Genomic DNA, 25859 nt, shown 5'->3' with positions numbered 1-25859 from the left:
AACGCAGAGAACTAGAGGACCCACATCATGACAGCAACGGTGAACCGGACCGACGTGACCGGACAGATGATCATCGCGGGCAAGCCCGTGCAGGGTTCGGGCCCGACGATCCACGGCATCAACCCCGCCACCGGCGAGCGGCTGGAACCGGGTTTCGCGCACGGGGCCGAGCGGGACGTCGAGGCAGCCTGCGCAGCGGCCGACGCGGCATTCGCGCCGTACCGCGCAACGAGCAGCGAGGACCGCGCCCGGTTCCTCGAGGCGATTGCCGACAACGTCGAGGCCCTCGGCGACACGCTCGTCGCCCGGGCGTGTGCCGAATCCGGACTTCCGCAGGGCCGCATCACCGGTGAGGTGGGCCGCACGTCCGGACAGCTGCGGTTGTTCGCCGGCGTCCTCCGTGACGGTGGCTGGAACGGTGCCCGCATCGACCCCGCCCAGCCCGACCGCACCCCGCTGCCCCGGGCAGATATCCGCCAGCGCAAGGTCCCGCTCGGACCCGTTGCGGTGTTCGGCGCGAGCAACTTTCCTCTGGCGTTCTCCGTCGCCGGTGGCGACACCGCGTCCGCGCTGGCGGCGGGCTGCCCCGTCGTCGTCAAAGCCCACGACGCACACCCGGGTACCTCCGAACTGGTCGGACGGGCCATCACGGACGCCGTCGCGAGCACGGGTATGCCGGCGGGAACCTTCTCGCTCCTCTACGGTGCCGGTCCCGAGCTCGGCACGGCACTGGTGAAGGACTCCCGGATCAAGGCGGTCGGATTCACCGGATCACGTTCCGGTGGAACCGCTCTGGTGGCGGCGGCCGCGGGGCGGCCGGAACCGATCCCGGTGTACGCGGAGATGAGCTCGATCAACCCGGTGTTCCTCCTCGAGAACGCACTCGCCACCCGCGGCGCCGACCTCGGTCGCGCATTCGTCGCGTCCCTGACGCTCGGCTCCGGTCAGTTCTGCACCAACCCCGGACTCGTCATCGCCGTCGACGGTCCCGGCCTGGCCGCGTTCGTCTCGGCCGCGAATGCGGCCGTCGCCGAAACTGTGCCGACGCCGATGCTCACCCCGGTCATCGCCGGCTCCTACGCCGACGGGGTTGCCGCCCTCGAGGGCACTGCCACCGTGGAGGCCCGCGGCGCCGAGTCGGACGCACCCAATTCGTGCCGGGCGGCACTCTTCAGCAGCGACGCCGACACGTTCCTGGGCTCGGACGTGTTGCAGCAGGAGGTGTTCGGGGCCTCCAGCCTGGTCGTCAAGTGTCGCGATGCCGAGCAGGTGCGCGCCGTGGCGGCGAGGCTCGAAGGTCAACTGACCGCGACCGTCCACGCAGACGAGGAAGACCTGGACGAGGCCGGACGCCTGCTGAGCGTTCTCGAACTCAAGGCCGGCCGAATCCTGTTCGACGGCTGGCCCACCGGGGTGGAGGTCGGACACGCGATGGTGCACGGCGGTCCCTACCCCGCGACATCCGACTCGCGCACCACGTCGGTGGGATCGCTGGCGATCGAACGCTTCCTGCGACCCGTTGCCTACCAAGATGTTCCGCCATCGTTGCTGCCCACCGCCGTCGCCGACGGCAACCCCGAACAGTTGTGGCGTCGTATCGACGGCCGCCTCACCCAAGACTGACATCGTCTCGTAAAAGGAGAAACCCATGCTCGACGGAGTCCTGTTCTTCCCCGTCACACCGTTCACCGAATCCGGTGACGTCAACTACGACCGGCTCGCCGAGCACGTCACCAAGGGGGTGGATGCCGGACCCGGCGGCGTCTTCATCGCCTGCGGCACCGGCGAATTCCACGCCCTCGGACTCGAGGAGTTCGGCAGGATCGTGGCCACGGCCGTCGACGCGGTCGGGGGACGGGTCCCGGTGTTCGCCGGTGCGGGCGGCTCGATCGCGCAGGCGAAGGAATTTGCGACGAGCGCCAAGGCCAATGGCGCCGATGGCATCCTGTTGCTCCCGCCCTACCTCGTGACTATGCCGCAGGCCGGATTGGTGGACTACACCCGCGCGGTCGCAGACACCACCGACCTGCCCCTCATCGTCTACAACCGCAGCAACGCCCGTTTCGACGAGGCGTCCGCCGTCGCGGTGGCCCAGTTCCCCACCGTCATCGGCCTGAAGGACGGGACCGGTGACCTGGACAAGGTCGCGCGTATCGTCCACGCCGTGAAGGACGCGCTCGCACCGTCGGGTAAGCAGTTCCTGTTCTTCAACGGCATGCCCACGGCAGAAATCTCCCAGCAGGCGTACCGGGCCATCGGTGTCACGCTGTACTCGTCGGCGACCTTCGCGTTTGCACCAGAACTGGCTCTCGGTTTCTACGATGCACTCGAATCGGGCAACGAGGAACTCACCGACGCGCTGCTCCGCAGCTTCTTCCATCCTCTGGTCCGCCTGCGCGATCAGGTGCCGGGTTATGCGGTGTCACTCGTCAAGTTCGGCGTCACCATGGAGGGCCTCGAAGCCGGGCCGGTGCGCCCGCCGCTCGTGCAGCCGAGCGAGGCTCACAAGCGGGAACTGGCCCAGATCACCGCTGCCGGACGGGCAGCGCTCGCCGACGCTTTCGCGGTTCAAGCGGTGCGCTGATGTCCTCGGAACCCATCCGCATCACTGGTGCCCGCATCACACCGGTCGCCTTCGTGGATCCGCCGCTACTCAACACGGTCGGCGTGCATCAACCGTATGCGCTCCGTGCGATCATCCAACTCGACACGGACAGCGGCCTCGTCGGGTTGGGTGAGACCTACGCCGATACCGCGCACCTCGCTCGACTCCAGGCTGCCGCCGAGTCCATTACCGGACTCGACGTGTTCTCGCTGAACGCCATTCGGGCGGTGATCGACGCGAAGATTGCCACGCTGTCGATCACCGGCGGTGACGGAGTCGCCGGGATGATCACCACCGCCAGTACGACCGATCGGGTGTTCTCCCCCTTCGAGGTGGCGTGCCTCGACGTGCAGGGCAAGGCGCTCGGCCGGCCGGTGTCCGATCTGCTCGGCGGCAAGGTGCGCGACACGGTGCCCTTCAGTGCTTACCTCTTCTACAAGTGGGCCGGGCACCCCGGTGCCCGCCCGGACGAGTGGGGTGAGGCGCTGGACCCGGACGGACTGGTGCGTCAGGCACAGAAGATGATCGGCGAGTACGGTTTCGAGGCGATCAAGGTCAAGGGTGGGGTGTTCTCACCGGACGAGGAGATCGCCGGCATCAAGGCGCTGCGTGCCGCGTTCCCGGATCTTCCGTTGCGGCTCGACCCCAACGCGGCGTGGACCGTCGACACCTCGGTCCGGGTCGCGTCGGAACTCGACGGCATCGTCGAATACCTCGAGGATCCGACGCCGGGCCTCGACGGCATGGCCGAAGTCGCGCGTGAGGCGAAGATGCCGTTGGCCACCAACATGTGCGTCGTCGCGTTCGATCAGCTGAAGCCTGCCGTGCTGAAGGATTCTGTGCAGGTCGTGCTGTCGGACCATCATTACTGGGGTGGCCTTCAGCGGTCGCGGTTGCTCGCCGGCATCTGCGACAACTTCGGCCTGGGACTGTCGATGCACTCGAACTCGCACCTGGGCATCAGCCTGGCCGCGATGGTGCACCTCGCCGGGGCCACGCCGAACCTCACGTACGCCTGCGACACACATTGGCCGTGGAAGACGGAGGACGTGGTCAAGCCCGGCGTGCTGAAGTTCGTCGACGGCACGGTCGCGGTGCCGACGACGCCGGGATTGGGCGTCGAGATCGACGAGGACGCGCTCGGCGCACTGCACGAGCAGTACCTCGACTGCGGGGTGCGCGACCGCGACGACACCGGGTACATGCAGTCGATCGATCCGGCTTTCGAGAACACCTGCCCACGCTGGTGAACCGGGTGACCGTCGATCCGGGGTGCACGTGCGCAGGTCCGCTACATTGTTCGGACGAGCGCCCCGGTTCGACGGCAGAGGAGTAGGTCGATGTTTTCCCTTGCGCGGCTGTCGTGCTTCATCGCCGTCGCGGAGGAGTTGCATTTCGGGCGGGCCGCGGAACGGCTCCACATGACTCAGCCTCCGCTGAGCCGGCAAATTCAGCAGCTCGAAAGTGAACTGGGCGTGCAGCTGATCGACCGCACCAGCCGATCGGTCACGCTGACCGCCGCGGGAACGGCGTTCCTGCCCGACGCGCGCCGCATCCTCTCCCTGTCGGAGAGCGCGGTACTGACGGTGCGGCGGGTACCCGCGGGCGATCTGGGAACTGTGGTCGTCGGGTTCACCGGCGCCTCGGCCCACGCGGTGCTACCGCGACTGCTCGAGGCCGCCCGCGACACTCTTCCCGATGTGAAGATCGATCTCCGTGAAATGGTGACGTCGGTGCAGATCGATGCTCTCACCAGCGGTGAATTGGACCTCGGACTGATCCGGCCCATTCTCACCCGGCCCGGAATAGACACCCGGCCTATTCACCACGAGAACCTCGTCGCCGCGCTCCCGCAGGGACACCCGCTGGCCGAGCAGGACCACCTGACCGTGGAGGACTTCGACGATCAACCCGTCGTCATGTATTCACCCGTCGATGCGCGGTATTTTCACGAACTGCTGATCAGTACCTTCACCATCGTCGGAGCGTCGCCGCGGTACGTGCAATACGTGACGCAGGTTCATACGATGCTCGTCCTCGTGCGTTCCGGTCTGGGAATGGCACTGGTGCCGGAATCTGCGCAGACAATGCATCCCGAGGGTGTGGTGTTCCGGCCGGTCACCTCGGTGCGGGATCGGCCCGTGCAAATGAACGCCGCCTGGCGCGCGGACAACCGCAACCCCGCACTGCAGCGGATAATGAAAGACGTTCTGCCGCAGAATGAATGGAATTGACGATCAGAGCGTGAGCCGACAGCTCTGACCGATGTCGAGCACCCGCAGCACGCGGCCGGTTCCCAACCACAGCGCGCACGACAAGGCGAGGTCGGTGAGAAGTTCGTCGGAGAAGTGTTCATGACACCGCCGCCAGAAATCCTCGTCTTCGCGTAGCGCGGTGTGGTCGGTGGCGAATCGGTAGGCGAACTCGGCCGCCGTCCGCTCCCGCTCGCCGTATCCCGGCCACGACTCCCACTCGAGGACGTGATCGTAGAAGTGCTCGTCGATACCGGCGTCCGGCCCACCGCCGTCCCGAGCCCCGCGGCACACCGCGCACTCGTTCGCCACGGCGATCGCCATCCGTGCAATCTCCCGTACGCGCAACGGTAACCGGTTCCGGTTGTACACGGCATCGGTGAAGCCGCCCAGTGCCTTACCCAGCTCCGGTGAAGCCGACAACCAACCAGCCAGGTCATCGTCGCTGTAGCTACCCACTCGGCTCATTCCCGAATGCTACAGCGAACGGCGCGCGAGACGATAGAGTTGACACAGGTTCTATTCTTTCCGTCACTCCGGCACAGGGGGTGAGTCTCCTGGAGATCCCGTCGACCCCCGCCCTGTGTCTGTCACGCCCTCAGCCGGGAGATGCGCGGCGGACCGATTCCTCGAACCGGGACGAAGCCGGACCGGGAAACCGCGTGTGGGCAGTAGTGTCTTGTGGGCTGTAACCAGATCAAAAGGAGTTCAGGGTGGCGAAGAAAGTGGTCGTGGAATTGGTCGACGACATCGACGGGAGTCTGATCGAGGTCGGGAAGGGCGAGCACATCACCTTCTCGGTCAACGGTGTCGACTACGAGATCGACCTGAAGACGAAGAACGCCAGAGAGTTCCTGCGCACCATGGACTTCTACATCGAGCACGCCACCCGGGTCGACGGCCGGAAAGGTCGGTCCACCGCGAGCGCGAAGCCGCGCGGCCGTGCCCAGGCGAGTACGGTCCGCGAGTGGGCGGCGGAGAACGGGTACGACATTTCCTCGCGAGGCCGCATTCCCGCAGAGGTGCAGGAAGCGTTCGACGCAGCGCATTGACGAGCGACAGCCGAGATCGAGGCGAAGCAGTCGCTGTTCCGGAGAAGTAGTGCATCTGGTTATCCAAAATCGTGACTGACTCCAGAAAAGTGCGTCATAGTAGTGAGGTGCCCTCGACGCGGGATTACGAAGTGCAGTTGCGTGCAGCCCAGCTACGCGTGACTCGCCCTCGCCTGGCGGTGCTGGATGGCGTCCGCGAGCATCCGCACGCCGACACGGAAACTATTTTCGACGCCGTGCGAACGCACCTACCAGGAGTTTCCCGGCAAACTGTGTACGACGTTCTGCATGTGCTCACCGACGTGGGCTTGGTGCGGCGGATCGAGCCGTCCGGCTCCGTCGCACGCTACGAGTTGCGTGTCGGTGACAATCACCATCACGTCGTGTGCCGGGCGTGCGGGGTTATCGCCGACGTCGACGGCGCCGTCGGCGAGGCGCCCTGCCTGACTGTGTCCGACGACGGCGGTTTCGTCGTCGAGGAGGCCGAGGTCATCTATTGGGGTCTGTGCCCCGACTGCTCGACATCACACACTTCGCGAAAAAAACCGCGATAACAGCCCGATCTACTCGCTCCTGGAAGGAATGCTGTGTCCGATAGCTGCCCGGTCGCTCATGACGGCAACACTCAGAGCACCAGTGAAAGTGAAAACCCCGCAATCCCGTCCCCCACGGTCAAAGAGCATCGTCCGAGGACGAACCGCGACTGGTGGCCCAACCAGCCGGAACTGTCAGTGCTGCACGCACACTCGTCGAAATCCAACCCGATGGGCGCCGACTTCGACTACGCCGAGGAGTTCGCCAAGCTCGACGTCGAGGCGCTCAGGCGAGACGTCATCGATCTGATGACGACCTCGCAGGACTGGTGGCCTGCCGACTACGGCCACTACGGTGGGCTCTTCATCCGAATGAGCTGGCACGCTGCCGGCACCTACCGCATCGCCGACGGTCGCGGCGGTGGCGGGCAGGGTGCCCAGCGCTTCGCCCCGCTCAACAGCTGGCCCGACAACGCGAGCCTCGACAAGGCGCGCCGGCTGCTGTGGCCGGTCAAGCAAAAGTACGGCAAGCAGATTTCCTGGGCGGATCTGCTCGTCTTCGCCGGCAACTGTGCCCTCGAGTCGATGGGGTTCAAGACTTTCGGATTCGGCTTCGGCCGCGAAGACGTCTGGGAACCAGAGGAAGTGTTCTGGGGTCCGGAAGACACGTGGCTCGGCGACGAGCGCTACAGCGGTGATCGCGAACTGTCCGGTCCGCTCGGGGCCGTGCAGATGGGTCTGATCTACGTGAACCCGGAGGGACCGAACGGGCAGCCGGATCCGCTGGCAGCGGCCCGCGACATCCGGGAGACGTTCGCCCGCATGGCGATGAACGACGTGGAGACCGCCGCGCTGATCGCCGGAGGCCACACCTTCGGTAAGACACACGGCGCAGGTGACGCCGACCTGGTCGGTCCGGAACCGGAAGCCGCCCCGATCGAGCAGCAGGGCTTGGGCTGGAAGAGCGCATTCGGCACCGGCGTCGGCAAGGACGCGATCACCAGCGGCCTCGAAGTCGTGTGGACCCCCACCCCGACGAAGTGGGACAACAGCTTCCTGGAGACGCTGTACGGCTTCGAGTGGGAGCTCACCAAGAGCCCCGCCGGTGCCTGGCAGTGGACCGCCAAAGACGGCGCGGGTGCGGGCACGATCCCCGACCCGTTCGACTCGTCGGCGGGACGCAACCCCACGATGCTCACCACGGACCTCTCGTTGCGCATGGACCCCACCTACGAGAAGATCACTCGGCGTTGGCTCGATCACCCCGAGGAGTTCGCCGAGGAGTTCGCCAAGGCGTGGTACAAGTTGCTGCACCGCGACATGGGACCTGTCACTCGCTACCTCGGCCCCTGGGTTCCGGAGGCGCAGCTGTGGCAGGACCCGGTTCCCGTGGTCGATCACCCGCTCATCGGTGACAGTGAGATCGCTTCGCTGAAGGGCAAGATCCTCGATTCGGGGCTGTCCGTTTCCCAGTTGGTGTCCACCGCCTGGGCGTCGGCGGCAACCTTCCGCGGCACCGACATGCGGGGCGGCGCCAACGGAGCCCGGATCCGGCTCGAGCCGCAGAAGAACTGGGAGGTGAACAACCCCACCGAGTTGTCCACGATCCTGCAGACCCTCGAGCAGATCCAGCAGGACTTCAACTCGTCGCAGTCCGGCGGGGTGAAGGTGTCACTCGCGGACCTGATCGTCCTGGCCGGTACCGCGGCTGTGGAGAAAGCGGCGAAGGCCGCCGGCCACGACATCACGGTCCCGTTCACCCCCGGGCGCACGGATGCGTCGCAGGAACAGACCGACGCGGAAACGTTCACCGTGCTCGAGCCGAGGGCAGATGGGTTCCGCAACTACCTGCGAGCGGGCGAGAAGTTGCCGGCCGAGGCCCTCCTGGTCGACCGGGCTTACATGTTGAATCTGACCGCTCCGGAGATGACGGTTCTCGTCGGTGGCTTGCGGGCCCTGAACGCGAACTTCGGCCGAACCGAGCACGGCGTCTTCACCGACCGGCCCGAGGTGTTGACCAACGACTTCTTCGTCAACCTCCTCGACATGGGTACCGAGTGGAAGGGATCCGCCTCGGCCGAGAACGTCTACGAGGGCAGTGACCGGGTCACCGGTGAGACCAAGTGGACCGCGACCGCCGTCGACCTCGTCTTCGGTTCCAACTCGCAGCTGCGTGCTCTCGCCGAGGTCTATGCCGCCGCCGACGCGCAGCAGAAGTTCGTGCAGGACTTCGTCGCTGCGTGGAACAAGGTGATGAATCTCGACCGGTTCGACCTCGCCTGAATCTCAGACGAACCGCATACGGCACCCCGTGAGCTGACTCCGCTCGCGGGGTGCCGTGCGTGCCGTCGCGCCGTCGGCGGTCAACCCGTGACGCGAGCTGCGTTCCCGGCGTCGACGGGCAGGACGATGCCGCTGATGTGTTCGCTGCCCTCCGCGGTGAGGAACAGGACGACGCGGGTGATCTCGGCGGGGTCGAGCCACGCCACGGGCTGGGCGTGCAGGCTGCGGAAGACCGGTGCGACATCGTCGGATCCGGGATTGTCGAGGTCGGGCCGCATCATCCGGTACAGGGAATCGTTGTGGATCATGGGAGTCGAGATATTGCCGGGGGCAACCGCATTGACGGTGATCCCGTGCGGTGCGAGGTCGAGCGCCGCACTCTTGGTAAGTCCGATGACGCCCCATTTGGATGCGGCGTAGGCGGCCATGTTGGCATTTCCGGCCCGCCCCAGCATGGAGGAGACGGTAACGATGCGCCCGTATCCCCGGCGGATCATCCCCGGGGCCACCGCTCCGACGGTGTTGAAGACGCCGGTCAGGTTGGAACCGATGGCCTCGGACCACTGCTCCTGGGTGAGGGACTGGACGGGTGCGGCCACGGACACGCCGGCATTCGCCACGGCAATGTCGATTCGTCCCAGTTCGGATTCGGCTCGTGCGACGAGCGCGTCCATGGCGCTTCGGTCGGCGGTATCCAGTATCGCTGTGATGCAGCGACGTCCGGTCGACCGCACCAGTTCCGCGGTCTCGTCGAGATCGGCCTCGGTGGCGAGGGGGTAGCCGACCACCGGGCTGTCCGAACACCGATCGCACAGGACGATGTCTGCGCCGCGTTCGGCAAACTCCACCGCGTGGCTACGGCCCTGGCCGCGGGCTCCGCCGGTGATCAGGGCGACTCGGCCATCGAATCGATCCATCGTTCTCTCCTTGTCCGGACGTACTACCGCAGCTTGATGCTGCCGCCGTCCGCCATCAATGTCTGGCCGGTCATGTACCGCGAATCGTCGGTAGCGAGGAACACCGCCACGGGCGCGATGTCCGTCTCGGGGTCGCCGATGCGCTGCAGGGGAACCTTCGCCACGGAGGCCGCCGCGCGTTCGGGAAACGCGGCCTGCCACGCGAGGACTCCTTCGGTGGCCGCGAACGGACAGATCACGTTTACTCGGATCCCGTCGGCCGCCCACTCGTTGGCGGCCACGCGGCTCACGCCCCGGATCGCTTCCTTCGCCGCGGCGTACGACGTCTGGGTGGGCATGCCGTCCAGGCCGGACCCGGACGCAAAGTTGATCACCGAACCTTTCGCCGACTTCAGTTGCGGGTAGCACGCTTGCATCAGGTGCACCACGGGATAGAACCCGGTCTGGAAGGAAAGGTCGAACATGTCTTGGGTATGGTCCACCAGCAGTGCCTGGCGCGACGCGTGCGCGTTGTTGACCAGAACATCCACGGACCCGAACGCGTCGACTGCGGCGTCGCGGATCTGGTCGGCGGACTCCCGCCGGGCGATGTCGACGTTCAGGAAGCGGGTGGCCGCGCCGAGTTCCTTCTCGAGAGCCGTGCCGCGTTCGTCGTCGATGTCCACGAAGAGAACGTTGGCGCCCTCACGGACGAAGACCCGGGTGATGGCTCGTCCGATCCCGCCCGCGCCGCCCGTCACGATTGCTGTCTTGCCCTGCAGTCTCATGGTGTTCCTTTGCGCGTTCGGGTCAGACACCTACGGTCGCGGCGGTGGCCAGCGCCGCCTTCTCGAGCTCCGCCACGCTGAACGCGGCGTAGTTCTCGTACGGTCCGCGGCCTGCGAAATAGGGAGTCAGAAGTCCTTCGAGCTCCTCGGGTGAGAAGGCGGATCCCGCTGCATCGAAGCGATTCTCGACCTTGGGTGCCGCCATCAAGGCGACCATCTTGCCGTAGACAACGAAGACCTGCCCGTTGATCTCGCCCGAGGCGGGGGAGGCCAGGTAGTGGACGAGTGTGGCGACGCGTTCGGGCGAGAGGGGATCGGGTCCGGCGTCGCCGGCGGTATTCGCCCCGAAGGCGTCGGCCGTCATCGCAGTCCGGGCGCGCGGGCAGATGGCGTTGGCGCGCACTCCATATCGCGAGAGTCCCTGCGCCGTCGACAGGGTGAGCGCGGTGATCCCGGCCTTGGCCGCCGAATAATTGGGTTGGCCGGCCGAACCGAAGAGGAAGGCCTCGGACGACGTGTTGATCACACGTCCATACACCGGGCCTCCGGCGGTCTTGCTCGCTTCGCGCCAGTGCACCGAAGCCGCGCGCGACGTGGCGGCATGCCCTTTGAGGTGAACGCGAATCACGTCGTCCCAGTCGGATTCGGACAGGTTGAAGATCATCTTGTCGCGAAGGATCCCGGCGTTGTTGACGAGGATGTCCATCGATCCGAAGGTGCCAACTGCTTCCTGGACGAGGCGTTCTCCCAGCCTCCAGTCGGAGACGTCACCCGTGACCGCAATCGCCTGACCTCCGGCAGTCGCGATCTCCTCCGCCACGGTGTGTGCATTGTCGCCCATGTCGTTGACGACGACGGCGGCCCCGGCCGCGGCGAGGGCGAGGGCTTCGGCGCGGCCCAGTCCCGCACCGGCGCCGGTGACGACGGCAGTGCGTCCAGCCAGGTTCAGCGATTCCGTCATGCGTACTCCTCATGTAGAAAATTAGATTTCATTCTAGTTCTAACGTATGGGAGCACCGCATGTCACTACTCGAAGCGAAGTTTTGACAAGAATGATTTCTACTTTCCGCGAGGTCTCGCTCAGTGGGAATTGTGGTCGAGGTCACTGACGCGCATGCCAGGTTGAGCGTGCTGATCCTCTCGAAACACCGGAGCCTCATATGAACCACATTCCCCTGTCCCCAGGCGAGGCGGAGCGCGCACCGCTCTCGCGCGGGAAGTCGTACGCCCTACTGGCCTTGATCATTCTCCTGGTCGAAGTCATCCCCCTCGCCTACAACTTCGTCACCCCGGCACTGCCCGAGATTTCGAAGCACTTCGGAACTGCGAACGTCGGCTGGGTGATCACCATCGTCACGCTCATGCTCGCCGCCTCCACCCCGCTCGTCGGCAAGCTCGGTGACATCTACGGCAAGAAGCGGATGATGCTCGTGTCGGCCGCGGTGTTCGGTGCCGGGTCGTTGCTGGGCGCTCTGGCCCCGAACTTCGAACTCTTCCTGGTCGGCCGGGGGCTCCAGGGCGCGGGCATGGCCATTCTCGTCCTGGCCTACGGCTTGATCCGCGATATTCTGCCGCCCGCAATCATTCCCGTGGCGGTCGGATTCATCGCTACCGGCATGGGCGCCAGCACCATCCTCGGACCCATCATCGGCGGCTACCTCATCGATCACTTCGGTTATACGGGGGTGTTCTGGGCGCAACTGCTCCACGTGGCCGTGGTGGGGATTGCGGTCGCAATCTTCGTTCCCGAGACCACGTTGCGGACTCGCTCCAAGCTGGACGTACTCGGGGCGCTCATTCTCGGAGCCGGGGCGTTTCTGCTGCTGTTCGGTATCGGTAAGGCGTCCACCTGGGGATACACCTCGCCGCAGACGCTGCTCTTCCTCGGCGGGGGCCTCGCCGTCCTGGCCGGTTGGCTGGTCTACGAGCGCACCCCGAAGGAACCTCTCATCGATCTGCAGATGCTGCGGCACCCGCCCGTCGCGAAGACGTTGGCCGCCAGCGGTTTCGTCCAGTTCGTCCTGGTCAGCCACTCGATGCTGATCCCGATGTTCGTGATGACCGACCCCGACCTGGGGCTGGGGTACGGATTCGGCGCGACCGCACTTGCCGTCGCGATCTACACGGTGCCCACCGGCGTGGTGTCGATGATCGCGGGACCGGTGGGCGGGTACTTCACGCGTCGCATCGGCCCGGCTCCGGTTCTGGTGTTCGGCGGATTTGCGCTCGCCCTCGGGTCATTCCTACTTGCGACGCTGCATGATTCGACTCTTCAGCTGATGTTCGGGCAGTTGGTCATCGGACTCGGGCTGGGCTCCGCGTCGGCGACGCTCCCCAACCTGATCATGCGCACGGTGCCCGCCGAGACCCAGGGTATCGCCGGCGGGATGCTCAATCTGTCCGGTTCGCTGGGCAGCGCGATCGGCAGCCAGGTGATGATCACCATCCTCGCGATCCCCGGAGTGATGCTCGTGGGTCGTGCCTCGCACTTCCCGGAACAGGGTTTCGTGTACGCCTTCTTCACCCTCGCTGTCGCGGGTGTGCTCGCCGGAATCATGGGACTCCTGCTGACCCGCAACAGGATCGACCGTCCCACTGACGTCGCGGTACCGAAGTCCGAGATGGTGGCCTGACCCTGCCACCGACCGCGGGGCCCGCACTATGTGCGGGCCCCGCGGTCGTCTGGATCAGCTGAGGACGCCGGCGGCGAGCAGGGCCCGTGCCTCCTCACGCCCGTCGAGGAGCCGATTGGTCCGGCGGGTCACCTTCCACACGCCGTCGATCTTGGCGAGCTCCCAGCGGTTGGCCGTGATCCGGTGTACACGGAATCCGTCTTCGTCGCGAATGATCAACTGGGACTTACAGGTCGCCACCGCGGTGTCCCCATCGACCCGGATGTGTCCGGGCTCGAGCATGTGCGCGCAACCGCCGGCGATCCAGCCCTGGTGTGCCTGCGACTGCACCATCGCAGTGATGGCTGCGTGTCCGCGCAGCACGCCGGTGTCCACGTCGTACACACCGTCCTCGGTCCACAGCCGGGCCACCGCCTCGGCTGAGCCGCTGTCGATGGCGGGACCGTAGGCGGTCATCAATTCGAGGATCGCGAGCTTGTCCTCGAGCACGGCGACCCGTCCGAGGAGAGACTGGAGAAGTTGTTTTTCGGAGTCGGTCACGGATGTGTCCTGTCGTCGGGGGAAGAACTTCGGAAAGTGAGGCCGAGCTCGTCGCCGAGCTGCCGGAGGGCGCCCAGTTGCTCGCAGTAATGTCCGGCCCCGGTGGAGGCGAGGGTCGTGCTGACGATCGTGGTGCCGGCGTCGCGGCGTCGTTCGAGGGCGCGGCGCACGGTATCGGGATTACCGATCGGGTCGAGTGGTGCCCCAGCGCTGAGAACCACCTCGAAGCCGCCGGGTAGGTCGACCTTGCCGAGGAGTGCGCACAGTTCGTCGAGCGACAGACCGAACGGGACCCAGCCGTCACCGAAGGCGACCGCGCGCCGCAGAGAGCGGAGCGTGCGCCCGCCCACCCACAGCGGGACCCGTGGTTGCACGGCGTGCGGTTCCACAACCACGTCCTCGAAATCGTAGAAGGCGCCGTGATACTCCGGCCGGGAACGGGACAGCGACGCGCGCAAGGCGGCGAGGGCGTCGTCGGCCCGGTGTCCGCGGTCGTCGAAGTGGGCGCCGAGCAGGGCGAACTCCTCACGCAGGCTGCCTACGCCGAGACCGAGAACCAGGCGGCCCCCGCTGACGGCGTCGAGCGTGCCGTACCGCTTGGCGATCTCGAGCGGGTGGTGATAACCGAGCACCAGGACCTGTGTGGCGAGCCGGATGCTGCTCGTCCGTGCGGCGAGAAAGCCGAGGGTGGCGAGCGGGTCCCAGTACGTGGCGCCGCGCTCGGCCGCAACATCGATGGGCACAGCCACGTGCTCACTGCAGGTGAGGTGGTGATAGCCGAGGCGGTCCGCCGTTTCGGCTATCCGCGTCAATTCCTCGATCCCGGCGGCGGCCTCCCACTCCGCTACGACGGCGGGATGCTGGACGACGATGGGCGGCGCGATTCCTATGTGCATCTGCTTCGGTACTCCGTTGTAGGGGGATCGGTCCTGTCGGGGGATCGGTGTCCTCACCGTTGTAGTGGAGCTTCCGGCGCGGGGGTCGAGGCATTCCCGGTGACCGGACGCGGTGCCCCGTTGGTATTCGCATGTGTGGCGAGTAACGAGGCGGGCCATCGTCGGGGTTGCCGAGACTCGAGTGCATATCAGTCACATAGGTAACAGAGGACGAAACGCATGCGCCATCGGCCCAGACCGCTCTGCGCGGCAACCGTTTTCGCTAGATCTTTCCGAGGCCGCGGCGGGTGAAGCGGGGCTCGGTTGTGTGCTGTGACGACAGGACACCCTCGCGAGGGATACGCGCCTCCTGGTCGGTGTGGACACGCTCCTCGAGCGGACACTCCGCTGCCCAGCGGCAACCGGCTCGAATGCCCGAGGTGTAGACGTCGTCGACGTGCGTAAAGTCCTCCGGCGAGAGTTCCCGACGTGTCGCTGCCCCGAAAATCGCCGATGCGAGCGCAGCGACGCGGAAGACCCCGCCGGCCCCCGGAAGGAGGGCAACTTCACCGTATCGGTGCCGTATATGCTCATGGCTTCTTCTCTGGCGCGAGCGCACAGGCACCGATCCGGCAACGTCTCTGACATGGGTCAATAGGCTCGCCATCGAGTCACTTGTTTCCAGGAACCGCAGATATCCGGCCGGGCGACGCGACCTCGGCGATCATGAAATGGTCTCGGTGGGCGGGTAGGTCGGACAGATGACCCGATTTGCGGTGGTGATGGCGAAACTTCCGATGGGAGAATGCCGAGCCGGACGGTCTGTTACGGCTGTGGGGTTTGCTGTCGTTATGTTCTCAGACCGTGAAGCGACCACCGTTGCTCAACAGCACCGCGCCGACCACATTGGCTGCAGCGTCCGACGCCAGATAGAGGATGTTGTCGGCAATCTCTTCTGGTGTTGCGTAACCGCGGGCGCCACTCTTCGCCATCGTCTCCCGTAGATGTGCCGGGGTACGGCTGGCCATGCCGGTGTCCACCGGGCCGGGAGCTACGGTGTTCACGCGGATCCCGAATGGCGCAACCTCCTTGGCCACAGACTGACTCAGCGCGTGGACCCCGGCTTTGGATGCTGAATAGTGCGGGTAGCCGATGAGCGTGTCGAAGCCCGTCGACGAGCCGATCGTCACAATCGCTCCGCTTCCAATCGGTTTCATTGCGCGTACGGCCTCACGCAGAACGAAGAACGTTCCGTCGAGGTTGATGGACATGATTCGCCGCCAGTCGTCATCCTCGAGGTGCGCGAGGATATCGATCGGTTCGCCCTTCTCTGCGGCGTCGTACATGCGTTGCTTGCTCGTCGGATCATCGACGCCGGCGGCATGAACCACCACGTCGATCCGACCCTGGGCCGCTACGACTAGTCCGAAGGCGGTGGCGACCGCGGCCGAATCGCTGACGTCGAGGCTGATGGCCTGTCCCACGTCGATTGTGGCGGCTACAGCCTCGGCTGCGTCCTTGTTCACGTCACATAGATAGACGGCGAGGGCACCGCGATCGGCGAGCGCTCGGGCGGTTGCTGCGCCGATGCCGGATCCGGCGCCGGTTACGACGGCGATTTTTCCCGCGAATTGATTGTCGGTCATCAGTTTTCTTTCGGTTGGGGCCGGATCCTGGAAGTTCGGGACCTGGGCGCACGAACCCGCGTGTTGCCGGTGGTGAGAGCAGCACGCGGGGGAGCGAGCGCAGCTTCAGCTGAAGGTCTTCTCGAGTTCATCGCGGTAGCGTTGTGCACCATCGCCAGTGGTCACCTCGACGTTCTGGTCGGGGACACCCTGTGCGCGAGCCAACGATCCTTCGATGTCGGGTAGCACGGAGCTGTACCCGACAGAGGTGGCAGCCTGACCCGGCTGGCTCACCATGAAGTTGGCAAGGACTTGTGCGGCATTCGGGTGGGGCGACGTGCCCAGTGCGAACCCATACCACTTGGCACCCCAGATATGCTCACCGGCAGCCCACTCGACCGGCGCGCCGGCTTCCTTGTTGGGCAGCATCGGGTCTGCCATGAGCCCCGCGGAGATCTCACCGGAGGCGATCGCCTGGGCAAGCGGCTGATTGCTGGGATAGATGCGCGGATTCTGGTCTGCGATCTGTTCCAGCACTTTACGTCCGCCGTAATACTTTTCGATGTGTGAGTAGTAATCGAGGTATGTGGGCGACGTGGCGGGGTTCACGATGCCGATCTTGCCTTTCAGCGCCGGATCGAGGAAATCCTGAGGCGTCGAGATACCGCTCGGCAACAAGGACGTGTTCCAGCCGAATCCGAGGAGGACTGCTCCCTCGAGGAAGAAGCGGTCGGCAATGATGCTGGTGTCGCGCTCGTATTCTGGGTTGTCGAAGTTCGGACCGATCAGCTTGCCCGCAGCGTCGGTGTCTTTGTTGGCATCCATCCAGGAGACGTCGGTGATGACGGCGACGTCTCCAATGCCTTTGCCGGACTTGCTTTCGGCATCGACCTTGGACAGTAGGTCGGCGTCGACACCACGAACGACTTCGAGATCGATCGCCGGATAGGCGGCTTCGAATGCCGTCTCGAGTGCCGCGAGGCGCGGTGCGGCCTGCGTCGAATAGATCGTCACCTTGCCTTCCTCGTTCGCCGCGGCGATCACGTCGTCCCAGGAACCCGAAACCGGCTCGGATGTACCCGACGAGCCGCTACCGCACGCGGTCAGCGTGAGGGCGGCAACAGCCGCTGTCACCGCTGCGCGGATGCACTTGTGTTTCATGTCTGGTCCTTCCTGGACTGAAGTCAATTCAGTTCAACATAGAGTGATGCAGCACACAATGCAAGTGGTGTGTGTACTGGCGGTTCTCCTTTTGCCGGGGTGTTCGTTGACACGTCCCCATGTTCGTGAAAATCTAACTGAACCGAAATCAGTTCTAGTGCCGTAAGCTGCATGTCACGGCCCTATCGTGGTGGCTGGTCGGGTCGCAGGACCCGGTCGACCCGGCCGCCGGAAGTGAGGAAGATCATGTTCAGCGGAGCTTTTGACCTCCTGGTTATCGGTGCGGGTATGGCCGGGCTGACCGCCGCAGCCAACTCTGCGCGCAACGGCAAGAAGGTATGCGTGGTCGAGGTCAGCGGCGACGTCGGCGGATCCGCTCGGTTTGCCGGCTATGCCTGGACCGCGCCGACGTACGAGATCATGAACGCCGAGAACCCACGTGGAGACGAGTCACTCAAACGAGCTCTGGTTGATCGCTTCACCGACGGGATCGAGTGGATCCGATCTGTAGGTATCGACGTCGACGATGCCCAGCGCATCCTGGATTTCGGTGGTCAGGGTCATAAGTTCGACACCAACCATTACATCGACACCTGCCGGCGGATGGTCATCGAAGCCGGGGGAGAACTCATGCTCCGCGCGGATACCGAGGCTCTGCTCGTGGAGAACCGTGGTGTCGTCGGTGCGACGGTGCGCGTCGATGGCGTGATCCGCGAGATCCGCTCGCTCAACACATTGCTCGCGACCGGTGGATTCCAGGGCGACAAAGAACTTCTTGCCGAGCACGTGCACCCCGACGCCGGGAAGATGCAGCTCCGGTCGAACCCGAACAGCTGTGGTGCCGGGTACCGGCTGGCCTCGGCTGTCGGTGCTTCGACCGGATCTGAGGACGCAGGCTTCTACGGGCACCTGATTCCCAGTGGCGTCGAACTGGCCGACCCCTCTGACTTCGTGGACATGTCGCTCTACTACAGCGAACATGCACTGCTGTTCAACCTGAACAACGAACGCTTCGTCGACGAGACGCTCGGTGACCATCTGACGACTATGGCTCTCCTTGATCAGCCTGAGAGTCGTGGGCTGTTGATCGCGGACGCACGCGTCCATCGCGACTGGATGTTGGCGTCCTACGTCGAAGGCGCCATCGCTCTCGACAAGTTCGATCTCGCCAACAGGCGAGGTGGAAGGGTCGGTATGGCCGAAGATCTCGACGAGTTCGAATATCTACCGGAGGAGTGGGGATACGACGGCAAGGCCATCGCCGCGGCAGTCGCGGAATTCAACCGGGCCGCCGATGCCGGTGATCATCTCTCACCCAGCCGTACCCGTGATCGTGCGCCACTGGCGGAGGGGCCGTACTACTTCATCGAGGCTGCTCCTGCCATCACCTTTCCGTTCCATGGCATCCGGATCGATGATCACGCGCGGGTGCTGGGCGCGGACGGCGCTCCGATCGCCGGATTGCTGGCCGCCGGCTCCGACACCGGCGGCCTCTGGTATCGGGCATATGCCGGCGGGATCGCGTCCGCCTTGGTTTTCGGGCTGACCGCAGCCACCACCGCGTGCTGACCGAGCGGCTTCGCTCATTTCTGACCCGAAATGAGCGGCGCGTTCAGTCGTGCCAACTGCGATCTCTGACAAAATCGAAGCAGATTTACTTCAGTGGGGCGTTCGTGATTGACATCACAAAGATTGGCCGATAGTGTCAAACTGACATTAGTTCAGTTCAGTTCCTGCTCCGTTGTTCGTTGAAAACTCGCGTTCGGTTCGAAGGGATACGGATATGACGAGGGTGGGCCCTACCTGGATGCTGCGCAGGCGCTCGCGGACTTGCTGGTGGCCCGCGAAGGCCGGACCGCGCTGAGCGGCGGCGCCGCAGTCCTCCTCGATATCCCGGGTCCAGTTGTCCGGGCGAAGGACATCGCGTCGGCCAGGTCGCCGACCTGGCCCTGAGAAGGTCGGTCAGTACTCCCAAGGATGGGCGAATCTCTTCCCGAGCTGAGCACCGGTCAACACCCGAAAGGTATTACGACGATGGATGACATGGCGACGTCACTGCGTGGACGCACCATATTGGTGACCGGTGCATCCGGTGGTATCGGCGGAGCAAGCGCCGAACTCTTTGCCGCACAGGGTGCAACAGTGTATCTCAGCGATGTCGACGATGCTGCGGGACAGGCGCGGGCACATGCCTTGGGTCCGGATGCCCACTATCTCCATCTCGACGTGACGAGTGAAGAAGACTGGGCTGCCGCCACATCGGCGATAGCTGCCAACGGGCACGTGCTCGGGGTTTTGGTCAACAGTGCGGGGGCGGCCATCAAGGCTCCGCTCCAACAGACATTTTTGGACGGCTTTCGGAAGATGCTCGACCTCAACTTGATCGGTACATTCCTCGGGATCAAAGCCGCAGCCGAGGCCATGGTCGACGGCGGTTCCATCGTCAACCTGGCCTCCCTGCGGGGTGTTTTGGCCACCGCGGAACTCGGGGCGTACGGTGCCGCGAAGTCCGGCGTTCGGACGCTGACCAGGGTTGCCGCCCTTGAATTGGCCGACCGCGGAATCCGTGTCAACGCGGTGTGTCCAGGGAGCATCGAAACCGAGATCACTTCGGTGCCGGACTTCGCGGCGGACGACACCACCGCCTACGTGCGCAGCATCCCGATGCGGCGACGAGGTTCTTCGGAGGAGGTGGCCAAGACGATCCGCTTCCTCGCCACCGATGACAGCGCCTACATCACCGGGACCGACCTCATCATCGACGGTGGTCAGGCCGCCGGTGTACGTACACCAAGGATCTTCACAGAAAGCGTCTCTAAATGACCTCCCAATTCAAAGTTTCCGGTCTGAACAAGAGTTACGGATCGAATGTGGTCGTCGATGAACTCGACCTGGACATCGAGGAAGGCGAGTTCCTGGTCCTGCTCGGACCCAGCGGTTGCGGCAAGACCACGACCCTGCGTTGTCTGGCCGGTCTCGAGACCCCGCAAGGTGGGTCGATCGAATTCGGGACCCAGACGGTCTTCGATGCGAGCACCAAGGTCGATGTTCCCGCGCACAAGCGCAATATCGGGATGGTATTCCAGTCCTATGCGTTGTGGCCGCACATGACCGTTCGCGACAACATCAAGTACCCGCTCGAGGTCCGCAAACTCAAGAAGGCGATCTCCGGCGGAGCGGTGGAAGCGGCTGCGGACATGGTCGATTGCGGCGCGCTGCTCGATCGGTACCCCTCCCAGCTCAGTGGTGGTCAGCAGCAGCGGGTCGCGGTGGCCCGCGGACTGGTCGCCCAGCCGGACTTGATGTTGTTCGACGAACCATTGAGCAACCTCGATGCGCGTCTCCGGGATCAGGTGCGGTCGCAGATCCACCAGCTGCACCAGAAGATCGGATTCACAGCCGTTTTCGTGACGCATGATCAGGCTGAGGCCTTCGCGTTGGGCGATCGTCTGGCAATCATGAAGTCGGGCAGGATCGAACAGTATGACGCTCCCGAACGTGTCTTCGAGATGCCGGCGTCCGAATACGTCGCCGCCTTCATCGGGATGGGCAATCGACTCGAACTCAAGCGTGGCCACGAAGGCTGGAAGACCAACGCAGGTGACGGCATCGATCTCGGTGGCGCCGTGGTGCGTGACCGGGCCGACGAGGGCACCAGCGCAGTCGCCCGCTTCCGTCCGGACGACGTTTTCCTGCACGAATCGTTACAGGACGTCCCGGTGGGCAACGTTCCCCTCCATGCCGAACTCGTCGACTACGAATACGCCGGCCGATACTTCGACGTCTCGGTCAAGACCGGTACCGAGCCGTTGGCGTTGCGGGCCCGGGCATCCGACCACGGAGCGCGGTTGCGTCAGCTGACACCCGGTGCGCCGTTGGTGATCAGCTTCTCGCCCGACAGCCTGCGGGTTTACGGTGAACCCAATGGTTCTGTAGTCGCCGAGCCCGATCTGGTCGCGGCAGGCAGTGGAGGAACCGCGTCATGACGACTATGACTGCAGTGGCGCCCACACGATCGTTCTCGATCCCGACACATTGGCGCGCTCGAATCGGCTACATAGCCTTGCTCGCGGTGCTCGCGTACCTCGTTGTCCTGCCTATGATCCGTCTGCAAGTGCTGGCATTCGAGGACGGTGCTGCCGGCTACAAATCGCAGTACGGCCGATACGACATTGCCAAGACCCTCGGGACCACCGCCGCCCTGGCGGTCGGGTCGCTGGTGATCGCCATGGTTTTGGGCACGCTTCTTGCCTATGCTGCCAGTCGCCTTCCCTCGAGACTGGGATGGCTCAAGATGATCCCGATCCTGCCGATCGTCATGCCTGCAGTCGCAAGCATCGTCGGGTGGGCGTTCCTGCTGTCACCCGGACCCGGCTATCTCAACGTCTTGCTGCGCAAACTTCCGTGGTGGAGCAGTCTCGACTCCGGGCCCGTGGACGTCTACTCGGTGCCGTGGATCATTATTCTCACCGGTTTCGGCCTCACGTCTTTCGTGTACTTGTTCGTCAGCTCCGGGATGCAGAACATCAGTTCCGAACACCTCGAGGCCGCGCAGATCAGCGGGTCGTCAACCATCGGTATCTTCTTCAAAGTGGTTCTCCCGCTCCTGCGCCCGTCCCTGATCTACGGTGGTGGTATCGCGCTGTTGCTCGGGCTCGGGCAGTTCACCGGTCCATTGATGCTCGGGCAGAACAGTGGAGTCAAAGTTCTCACCACTGAGATGTACGAACGGGTCTCACAATCGCCGTCGGATTTCGCCGCCGCGGCCGCAGCAGGTTCGCCACTTGTCATCTTCGGCCTCGCGGTGGTCCTCATCCAGAAGGGCTTGCTCGGCGACCAATCCCGGTTTGTCACCCACGGTGGAAAATCGTTCGTGAACCCCACCGGCCGAGGAACCTGGGCAGCTGTGACCATCGCGGTTTTCTCCCTGTTCGCGCTGGTACTTCCATTGATCGGTTTGATCATCGTCTCACTGACGCCGTACTGGTCGGGATCGCTGGGCTGGGACCTGTTCACGCTCGCGAACTACAAAGAACTGTTCCGCACCAACGCCATAGTGGAATCGGTCATCACGAGCGTTGTGACATCCATCGGCGCCGTCGCGATCTGTATCCCCATCGGCTACGTGATCGCGAACCTGCTGATCCGTGGACGTCGATACAAGATCCTCGGCTTGATTGGAGATCTGATAACGGCACTACCGATGGGCATTCCTGCGGTGATTTTCGGTGTCGGATTCCTGATGGTGTACACCGAACCGCCATTTATCCTCTACGGCACCCGAACAGTGATAATCCTGGTGTACGTCGTCCTGATGCTGCCTTTTGCAGTCAGGATGCAGATGACCTCGATGTTGTCACTGGGCAACACCTACACCGAAGCATCCGCGACCAGTGGGGCCTCCCCGCTCGTGACGACTCTTCGAATCATGTTGCCGCTCATGCGTCCCACGATCTTCAGTGCTGTGGCACTGATCTTCATCCTGCTCACCCACGAGTTTGCGGCGTCACTCCTCGTCCGCGCGTCCACCACGCAGGTCATGGGTACCCTGCTCTACGACATGTGGCAGAACGGCTCGTACCCGATGGTGGCCGCGATGGCCTTGCTGATGACGGCGGTGACCACAGTAGGTGTAGCGATCGCAATGATCGTCGGTGGCCGCAATGTCCTGAGTAAGTTGTGACGGGAAGGGATCAGGACAGTGACTTCGATGGACACCAGACTCCGCGACAAAGTGGTGCTCGTGACGGGAGCCACCGGAGGGATCGGGATCGAGATCGTCGCGCGCCTCGCCGATGAGGGCGCCCACGTGGTGGCTACCGATGTCGACGCGCAGGCGTGCGAGAAGCTGGTGTCGGCGCAGGAACAGCCCGACCGACACCAGGGACTTGCTCTGGACATCACACAGGAGTCGCAGTGGCAGAGCGTGGTTGAGGCTGTCTCGGCCCGTTACGGGCGGCTCGACACCGTAGTGAACAACGGAGCGATCGGTAGCCTGGAGACCGTCGTCGATGAAGACCTCGACCGCTACAACCGGGTCATCGCGGTGAGTCAGACCGGAACCTGGCTCGGCATGAAGCACGCCGGCAATCTTATCGAACGGACGGGCGGCGGCTCCGTCGTCAACATCTGTTCGATCCTGGGTACCGTGGGCGGTCTGGGCAACAGCTTCGCCTACGCGGCCGCCAAGGGTGCAGTGCGCACGATGACCAAGAACGCTGCGTTGCACTGGGCCACCAAGGGCGTGCGAGTAAATTCGGTACACCCCGGTTTCATCGAGACCGAACAGCTGCTCGAACGTTTCGAGGGGACCGAACGTCATCGGGCGATGGTTGCGCACACTCCGATGGGACGGCTGGGCCGAGCGTCGGAGGTAGCCGCGATGGTGGCGTTCCTCGCGAGCGACGATTCGACGTTCGTGACCGGATCCGAACTCTACGTCGATGGTGGTTGGACTGCCGACTGAAAGAGTTTCATCCTCCCCGAGAGAGCAAGAATTCGTCCCCGTAGGGGTATCCCGGAAATCATGTACCCGGGCTACCCATACGGGGACGTAGGTGGTGTTCGACTTCCTCAGCTCATGCTGAAGACGTCCACGCCGTCTTCGGTGACTACCGACAGGAGGTCACGGTCGACGAGGACGTCGAGGTGTGCCAGTGTCTCGCAGGTAGCGACCATTTGATTGAAGCAATCGAGTGCGTCGAATGCGCGCTCGCGGCGCGTCCACCTAAGGGCCTGAGCGACTCGCAGACCGGTGCTCGGACCTAATCGTGCAACAACATTACGCGTTTGGTTCAAGCGGTGGTCGTGGTGTGCGAGCAGTTCCAGGCAGCGCGCGCGTACGTGGGTGCCGGCCGGACCGTGGGCCGGCAACATGACTCGTTCCGGCTCGTCGAGCATCAGCGTCAGAGACCGTAGGTACTGCCCCAGGGGTAGTTCCCAGTTGCCGAGTTCGAACCCGATGGACGGTGTGATCGTCGGCAGCACGTGATCGCCGGTGTAACACACACCTCGGTCGACATCGTGAAAGACCATGTGGCCCTTGGTGTGGCCGGGGGTGTGGGTGGCGATCAACGAGTGACCGGCGATGTCGACTGGGCCAGGGGACAGCCAGATATCGGGCTGTTCCCAGTCGGCGAGGGCGAAAGGCTCGGCGATCGCCGTCCGGTGCGTCTGCTCGGCGATGACGGTGTCGCCCGCACGATGAAGTTCGCGGAGCGAACTCTCGGGGACATTGCTGTTCAGCCTCGCGATAGCGGCGATTCCCGGGGCCTCGGCGCGGCCGAGGTGGATCCGGGATCCGTGGCGGCGTCGCAATTCCACCGCAAACGTGTAGTGGTCGCGATGTACGTGGGTGACGTAGATGTCGTGGATGTCCGCAGGCGAATATCCGATCCGAGTGAGCGCCGCGGAAAGTTCGTGGTGGGTCGACGGGCGGTGCCACCCACCATCGATCAGCGCCAATCCGTTGTCGGTCTCCAACGCGTACACGTTGATCGCGCGCAATCCGTCTTGCGGCATCTCCAGCGGGATTCGGTGGACGCCCTCGGCGACTTGGTGGGCACCGGCCTCGGCCCACTCGGAGGTCATTCGCCGGTGGTGACGAGGGGAATCATAGTTTTCTCGTCGCCGTACCACATCATTCGACGACCACCCATGGTTCCGACGTGGTCGACCGCAGCCTGCCATTCCGGGCTCGCCAACGCGATGTCGAGGCATTCACGTGATGCGAAGCTCAGGACCGAGAGGCCGTCCCAGCCTTCTGACCGACTGCCGAAGGATTCGAGAAGTTCGGTGTGCTGCCAACGCAGCAATCCGGGGAGCGGGTAGGTGACTTCGGCATGCTCTCCGCGCCACCACGTCATAAATTGCTCGTGGGTCCAGTCGGTGGGACGGGCGGCGATGAGAATGAGGTTGTACATCAAGTCTCCTAAGTGAATTCTGTTCATTTCAGCGCGGCGTCGGCAGGGCGCGCCGACCGCAAGATGCCTACGCGCGAACGACGCGTAGGGCCGCGTCGGTAACCAGCGCGGTAATCTCGTCGAGTGTGACCTTGCCGCCTGGGCGGTACCAGCGCCAGACGCTGATGACCAGCGCGAGTACCAAGCGGCCCTGTAGATGCGCGTCGGAATCGACGAAGTCGCCGGATTTGATCCCGCGGGTAATGAGATCGGTCCAGTCTTGTTCGATCTTGGCGACGAGTTCGCGAGACCGGAGACGCTCGGCCTCCTCTTTGACCGACTGCCGTTCGGTGGCCAGCAAATCCATATGGTTCTGCAGGATGCGACGCTGTAAGGCATCTGTCGGCGATGCCTCGAGGGACACGGCAACGGCTGCGCGTAATGCTTCGACCGGGTCGGACGTCTCGGCTGTGGCGGCGGTGAACCGTTCGGCCGATTCGGCCAACTCGAGTCGCATGATGGTCAGCAGACAGTGTGCCTTTGACTCGAAGTAGTGATAGAGCGCGGTCTGGCCGATGCCCACTTCGTCGGCAATGGATGCCCACTTGGTGTGTTCGTAACCCACCTTGCCGAATTGATCGATCGCGACCGACAGAATGAGACTGCGCTTGGACCGCGGGCTCTCCCGGCGAACCTCGGTATCAGTGCTCATGGG

General features: G+C 64.2%; 24 protein-coding genes. 13 read left to right on the top strand and 11 right to left on the bottom strand.

All coding sequences use genetic code 11. From position 1 onward, the window contains the following. Window positions 1–27 precede the first annotated feature (27 nt). The 4 genes from JQT59_RS05985 to JQT59_RS05970 all read left to right on the top strand — a co-directional run bounded on the left by JQT59_RS05985 (window position 28) and on the right by JQT59_RS05970 (window position 4839). On the top strand, window positions 28–1623 hold the full coding sequence (locus tag JQT59_RS05985) for an aldehyde dehydrogenase (NADP(+)) (protein ID WP_213575359.1): 1596 nt from the start codon (window positions 28–30) through the stop codon (window positions 1621–1623). A 25-nt stretch (window positions 1624–1648) separates the two neighbouring features. Further along, window positions 1649–2584, top strand: a complete 936-nt coding sequence (locus tag JQT59_RS05980; RefSeq protein ID WP_213575357.1) for a 5-dehydro-4-deoxyglucarate dehydratase — start codon at window positions 1649–1651, stop codon at window positions 2582–2584. Continuing rightward, window positions 2584–3855 carry a glucarate dehydratase family protein gene (locus JQT59_RS05975; protein ID WP_213575355.1) on the top strand — a complete coding sequence of 424 codons (1272 nt, stop codon included), beginning with the start codon at window positions 2584–2586 and terminating at the stop codon, window positions 3853–3855. The genes JQT59_RS05980 and JQT59_RS05975 overlap by 1 nt, the downstream gene beginning before the upstream one ends. Window positions 3856–3945: 90 nt before the next feature. Next, window positions 3946–4839, top strand: a complete 894-nt coding sequence (locus JQT59_RS05970) for a LysR family transcriptional regulator (RefSeq protein WP_213575353.1) — start codon at window positions 3946–3948, stop codon at window positions 4837–4839. Between the two features lie 3 nt (window positions 4840–4842). On the opposite strand, the gene JQT59_RS05965 is transcribed toward JQT59_RS05970, so the two are convergent. Continuing rightward, window positions 4843–5325 (bottom strand): carboxymuconolactone decarboxylase family protein, encoded by a 483-nt coding sequence (locus tag JQT59_RS05965; protein ID WP_213575351.1) that lies wholly within the window; start codon window positions 5323–5325, stop codon window positions 4843–4845. A gap of 245 nt (window positions 5326–5570) precedes the next feature. On the opposite strand from JQT59_RS05965, the gene JQT59_RS05960 reads away from it, so the two are divergent. From JQT59_RS05960 to katG, 3 genes are all read left to right on the top strand, one after another. Then, window positions 5571–5909, top strand: coding sequence for a histone-like nucleoid-structuring protein Lsr2 (locus JQT59_RS05960; protein ID WP_213575350.1), 339 nt, complete (start codon window positions 5571–5573; stop codon window positions 5907–5909). Between the two features lie 107 nt (window positions 5910–6016). Continuing rightward, the gene (locus JQT59_RS05955) at window positions 6017–6463 is read left to right on the top strand and encodes a Fur family transcriptional regulator (RefSeq protein WP_159918509.1); all 447 of its coding nucleotides are present in this window, start codon (window positions 6017–6019) and stop codon (window positions 6461–6463) included. 33 nt (window positions 6464–6496) lie between these two features. After that, a complete protein-coding gene (gene katG / locus JQT59_RS05950) occupies window positions 6497–8725 on the top strand; it encodes a catalase/peroxidase HPI (RefSeq protein WP_213575349.1) in 2229 nt (742 codons plus the stop codon). A gap of 80 nt (window positions 8726–8805) precedes the next feature. On the opposite strand, the gene JQT59_RS05945 is transcribed toward katG, so the two are convergent. From JQT59_RS05945 to JQT59_RS05935, 3 genes are read right to left on the bottom strand one after another with little or no spacing between them, the layout of a single operon-like run. Beyond that, complete coding sequence (locus JQT59_RS05945; protein WP_213575347.1) at window positions 8806–9642, bottom strand: mycofactocin-coupled SDR family oxidoreductase; 837 nt, start codon at window positions 9640–9642, stop codon at window positions 8806–8808. 23 nt (window positions 9643–9665) lie between these two features. Next, window positions 9666–10409 (bottom strand): SDR family NAD(P)-dependent oxidoreductase, encoded by a 744-nt coding sequence (locus tag JQT59_RS05940; protein WP_213575345.1) that lies wholly within the window; start codon window positions 10407–10409, stop codon window positions 9666–9668. A gap of 22 nt (window positions 10410–10431) precedes the next feature. Further along, window positions 10432–11370, bottom strand: coding sequence for a 3-oxoacyl-ACP reductase (locus JQT59_RS05935; protein WP_213575343.1), 939 nt, complete (start codon window positions 11368–11370; stop codon window positions 10432–10434). Window positions 11371–11569: 199 nt separating this feature from the next. Between JQT59_RS05935 and JQT59_RS05930 the strand changes: the two genes are divergently transcribed. Further along, complete coding sequence (locus JQT59_RS05930) at window positions 11570–13042, top strand: MFS transporter (protein ID WP_213575341.1); 1473 nt, start codon at window positions 11570–11572, stop codon at window positions 13040–13042. 54 nt (window positions 13043–13096) lie between these two features. Here JQT59_RS05930 and JQT59_RS05925 read toward each other — a convergent pair whose 3' ends face one another. The 4 genes from JQT59_RS05925 to JQT59_RS05910 form a co-directional block, all read right to left on the bottom strand. Next, window positions 13097–13582 (bottom strand): nuclear transport factor 2 family protein, encoded by a 486-nt coding sequence (locus JQT59_RS05925; protein ID WP_213575339.1) that lies wholly within the window; start codon window positions 13580–13582, stop codon window positions 13097–13099. Further along, the gene (locus JQT59_RS05920; RefSeq protein ID WP_213575337.1) at window positions 13579–14478 is read right to left on the bottom strand and encodes a TIGR03619 family F420-dependent LLM class oxidoreductase; all 900 of its coding nucleotides are present in this window, start codon (window positions 14476–14478) and stop codon (window positions 13579–13581) included. The genes JQT59_RS05925 and JQT59_RS05920 overlap by 4 nt, the downstream gene beginning before the upstream one ends. A gap of 836 nt (window positions 14479–15314) precedes the next feature. Then, window positions 15315–16103, bottom strand: a complete 789-nt coding sequence (locus tag JQT59_RS05915; RefSeq protein ID WP_213575335.1) for an SDR family NAD(P)-dependent oxidoreductase — start codon at window positions 16101–16103, stop codon at window positions 15315–15317. 105 nt (window positions 16104–16208) lie between these two features. Next, window positions 16209–17243 carry an ABC transporter substrate-binding protein gene (locus JQT59_RS05910; RefSeq protein WP_213575333.1) on the bottom strand — a complete coding sequence of 345 codons (1035 nt, stop codon included), beginning with the start codon at window positions 17241–17243 and terminating at the stop codon, window positions 16209–16211. Window positions 17244–17489: 246 nt separating this feature from the next. Between JQT59_RS05910 and JQT59_RS05905 the strand changes: the two genes are divergently transcribed. The 5 genes from JQT59_RS05905 to JQT59_RS05885 all read left to right on the top strand — a co-directional run bounded on the left by JQT59_RS05905 (window position 17490) and on the right by JQT59_RS05885 (window position 23709). After that, window positions 17490–18812 carry an FAD-dependent oxidoreductase gene (locus JQT59_RS05905; RefSeq protein WP_213575331.1) on the top strand — a complete coding sequence of 441 codons (1323 nt, stop codon included), beginning with the start codon at window positions 17490–17492 and terminating at the stop codon, window positions 18810–18812. Window positions 18813–19277: 465 nt separating this feature from the next. Beyond that, on the top strand, window positions 19278–20066 hold the full coding sequence (locus JQT59_RS05900; protein WP_213575329.1) for an SDR family NAD(P)-dependent oxidoreductase: 789 nt from the start codon (window positions 19278–19280) through the stop codon (window positions 20064–20066). Then, complete coding sequence (locus tag JQT59_RS05895; protein ID WP_213575326.1) at window positions 20063–21229, top strand: ABC transporter ATP-binding protein; 1167 nt, start codon at window positions 20063–20065, stop codon at window positions 21227–21229. The genes JQT59_RS05900 and JQT59_RS05895 overlap by 4 nt, the downstream gene beginning before the upstream one ends. A gap of 5 nt (window positions 21230–21234) precedes the next feature. Continuing rightward, a complete protein-coding gene (locus JQT59_RS05890) occupies window positions 21235–22926 on the top strand; it encodes an ABC transporter permease (protein ID WP_397517710.1) in 1692 nt (563 codons plus the stop codon). 18 nt (window positions 22927–22944) lie between these two features. Then, the gene (locus tag JQT59_RS05885) at window positions 22945–23709 is read left to right on the top strand and encodes an SDR family NAD(P)-dependent oxidoreductase (RefSeq protein WP_397517696.1); all 765 of its coding nucleotides are present in this window, start codon (window positions 22945–22947) and stop codon (window positions 23707–23709) included. A 107-nt stretch (window positions 23710–23816) separates the two neighbouring features. On the opposite strand, the gene JQT59_RS05880 is transcribed toward JQT59_RS05885, so the two are convergent. The 3 genes from JQT59_RS05880 to JQT59_RS05870 all read right to left on the bottom strand — a co-directional run bounded on the left by JQT59_RS05880 (window position 23817) and on the right by JQT59_RS05870 (window position 25856). Continuing rightward, window positions 23817–24833: an MBL fold metallo-hydrolase gene (locus JQT59_RS05880; RefSeq protein ID WP_213575321.1), complete on the bottom strand. Its 1017-nt coding sequence runs from the start codon at window positions 24831–24833 to the stop codon at window positions 23817–23819. Next, window positions 24830–25165: an EthD domain-containing protein gene (locus tag JQT59_RS05875; protein WP_213575319.1), complete on the bottom strand. Its 336-nt coding sequence runs from the start codon at window positions 25163–25165 to the stop codon at window positions 24830–24832. Before JQT59_RS05875 ends, JQT59_RS05880 begins: the two co-directional genes overlap by 4 nt. A 67-nt stretch (window positions 25166–25232) precedes the next feature. Beyond that, window positions 25233–25856, bottom strand: coding sequence for a TetR/AcrR family transcriptional regulator (locus JQT59_RS05870; protein WP_213575317.1), 624 nt, complete (start codon window positions 25854–25856; stop codon window positions 25233–25235). Between the last annotated feature and the right edge of the window lie 3 nt (window positions 25857–25859).

The organism is Rhodococcus sp. USK13 (genome assembly GCF_018343855.1).
Taxonomy (GTDB): Bacteria; Actinomycetota; Actinomycetes; order Mycobacteriales; family Mycobacteriaceae; genus Rhodococcus_F; species Rhodococcus_F oxybenzonivorans.
This window is presented reverse-complemented; position numbering and strand designations above follow the sequence as displayed.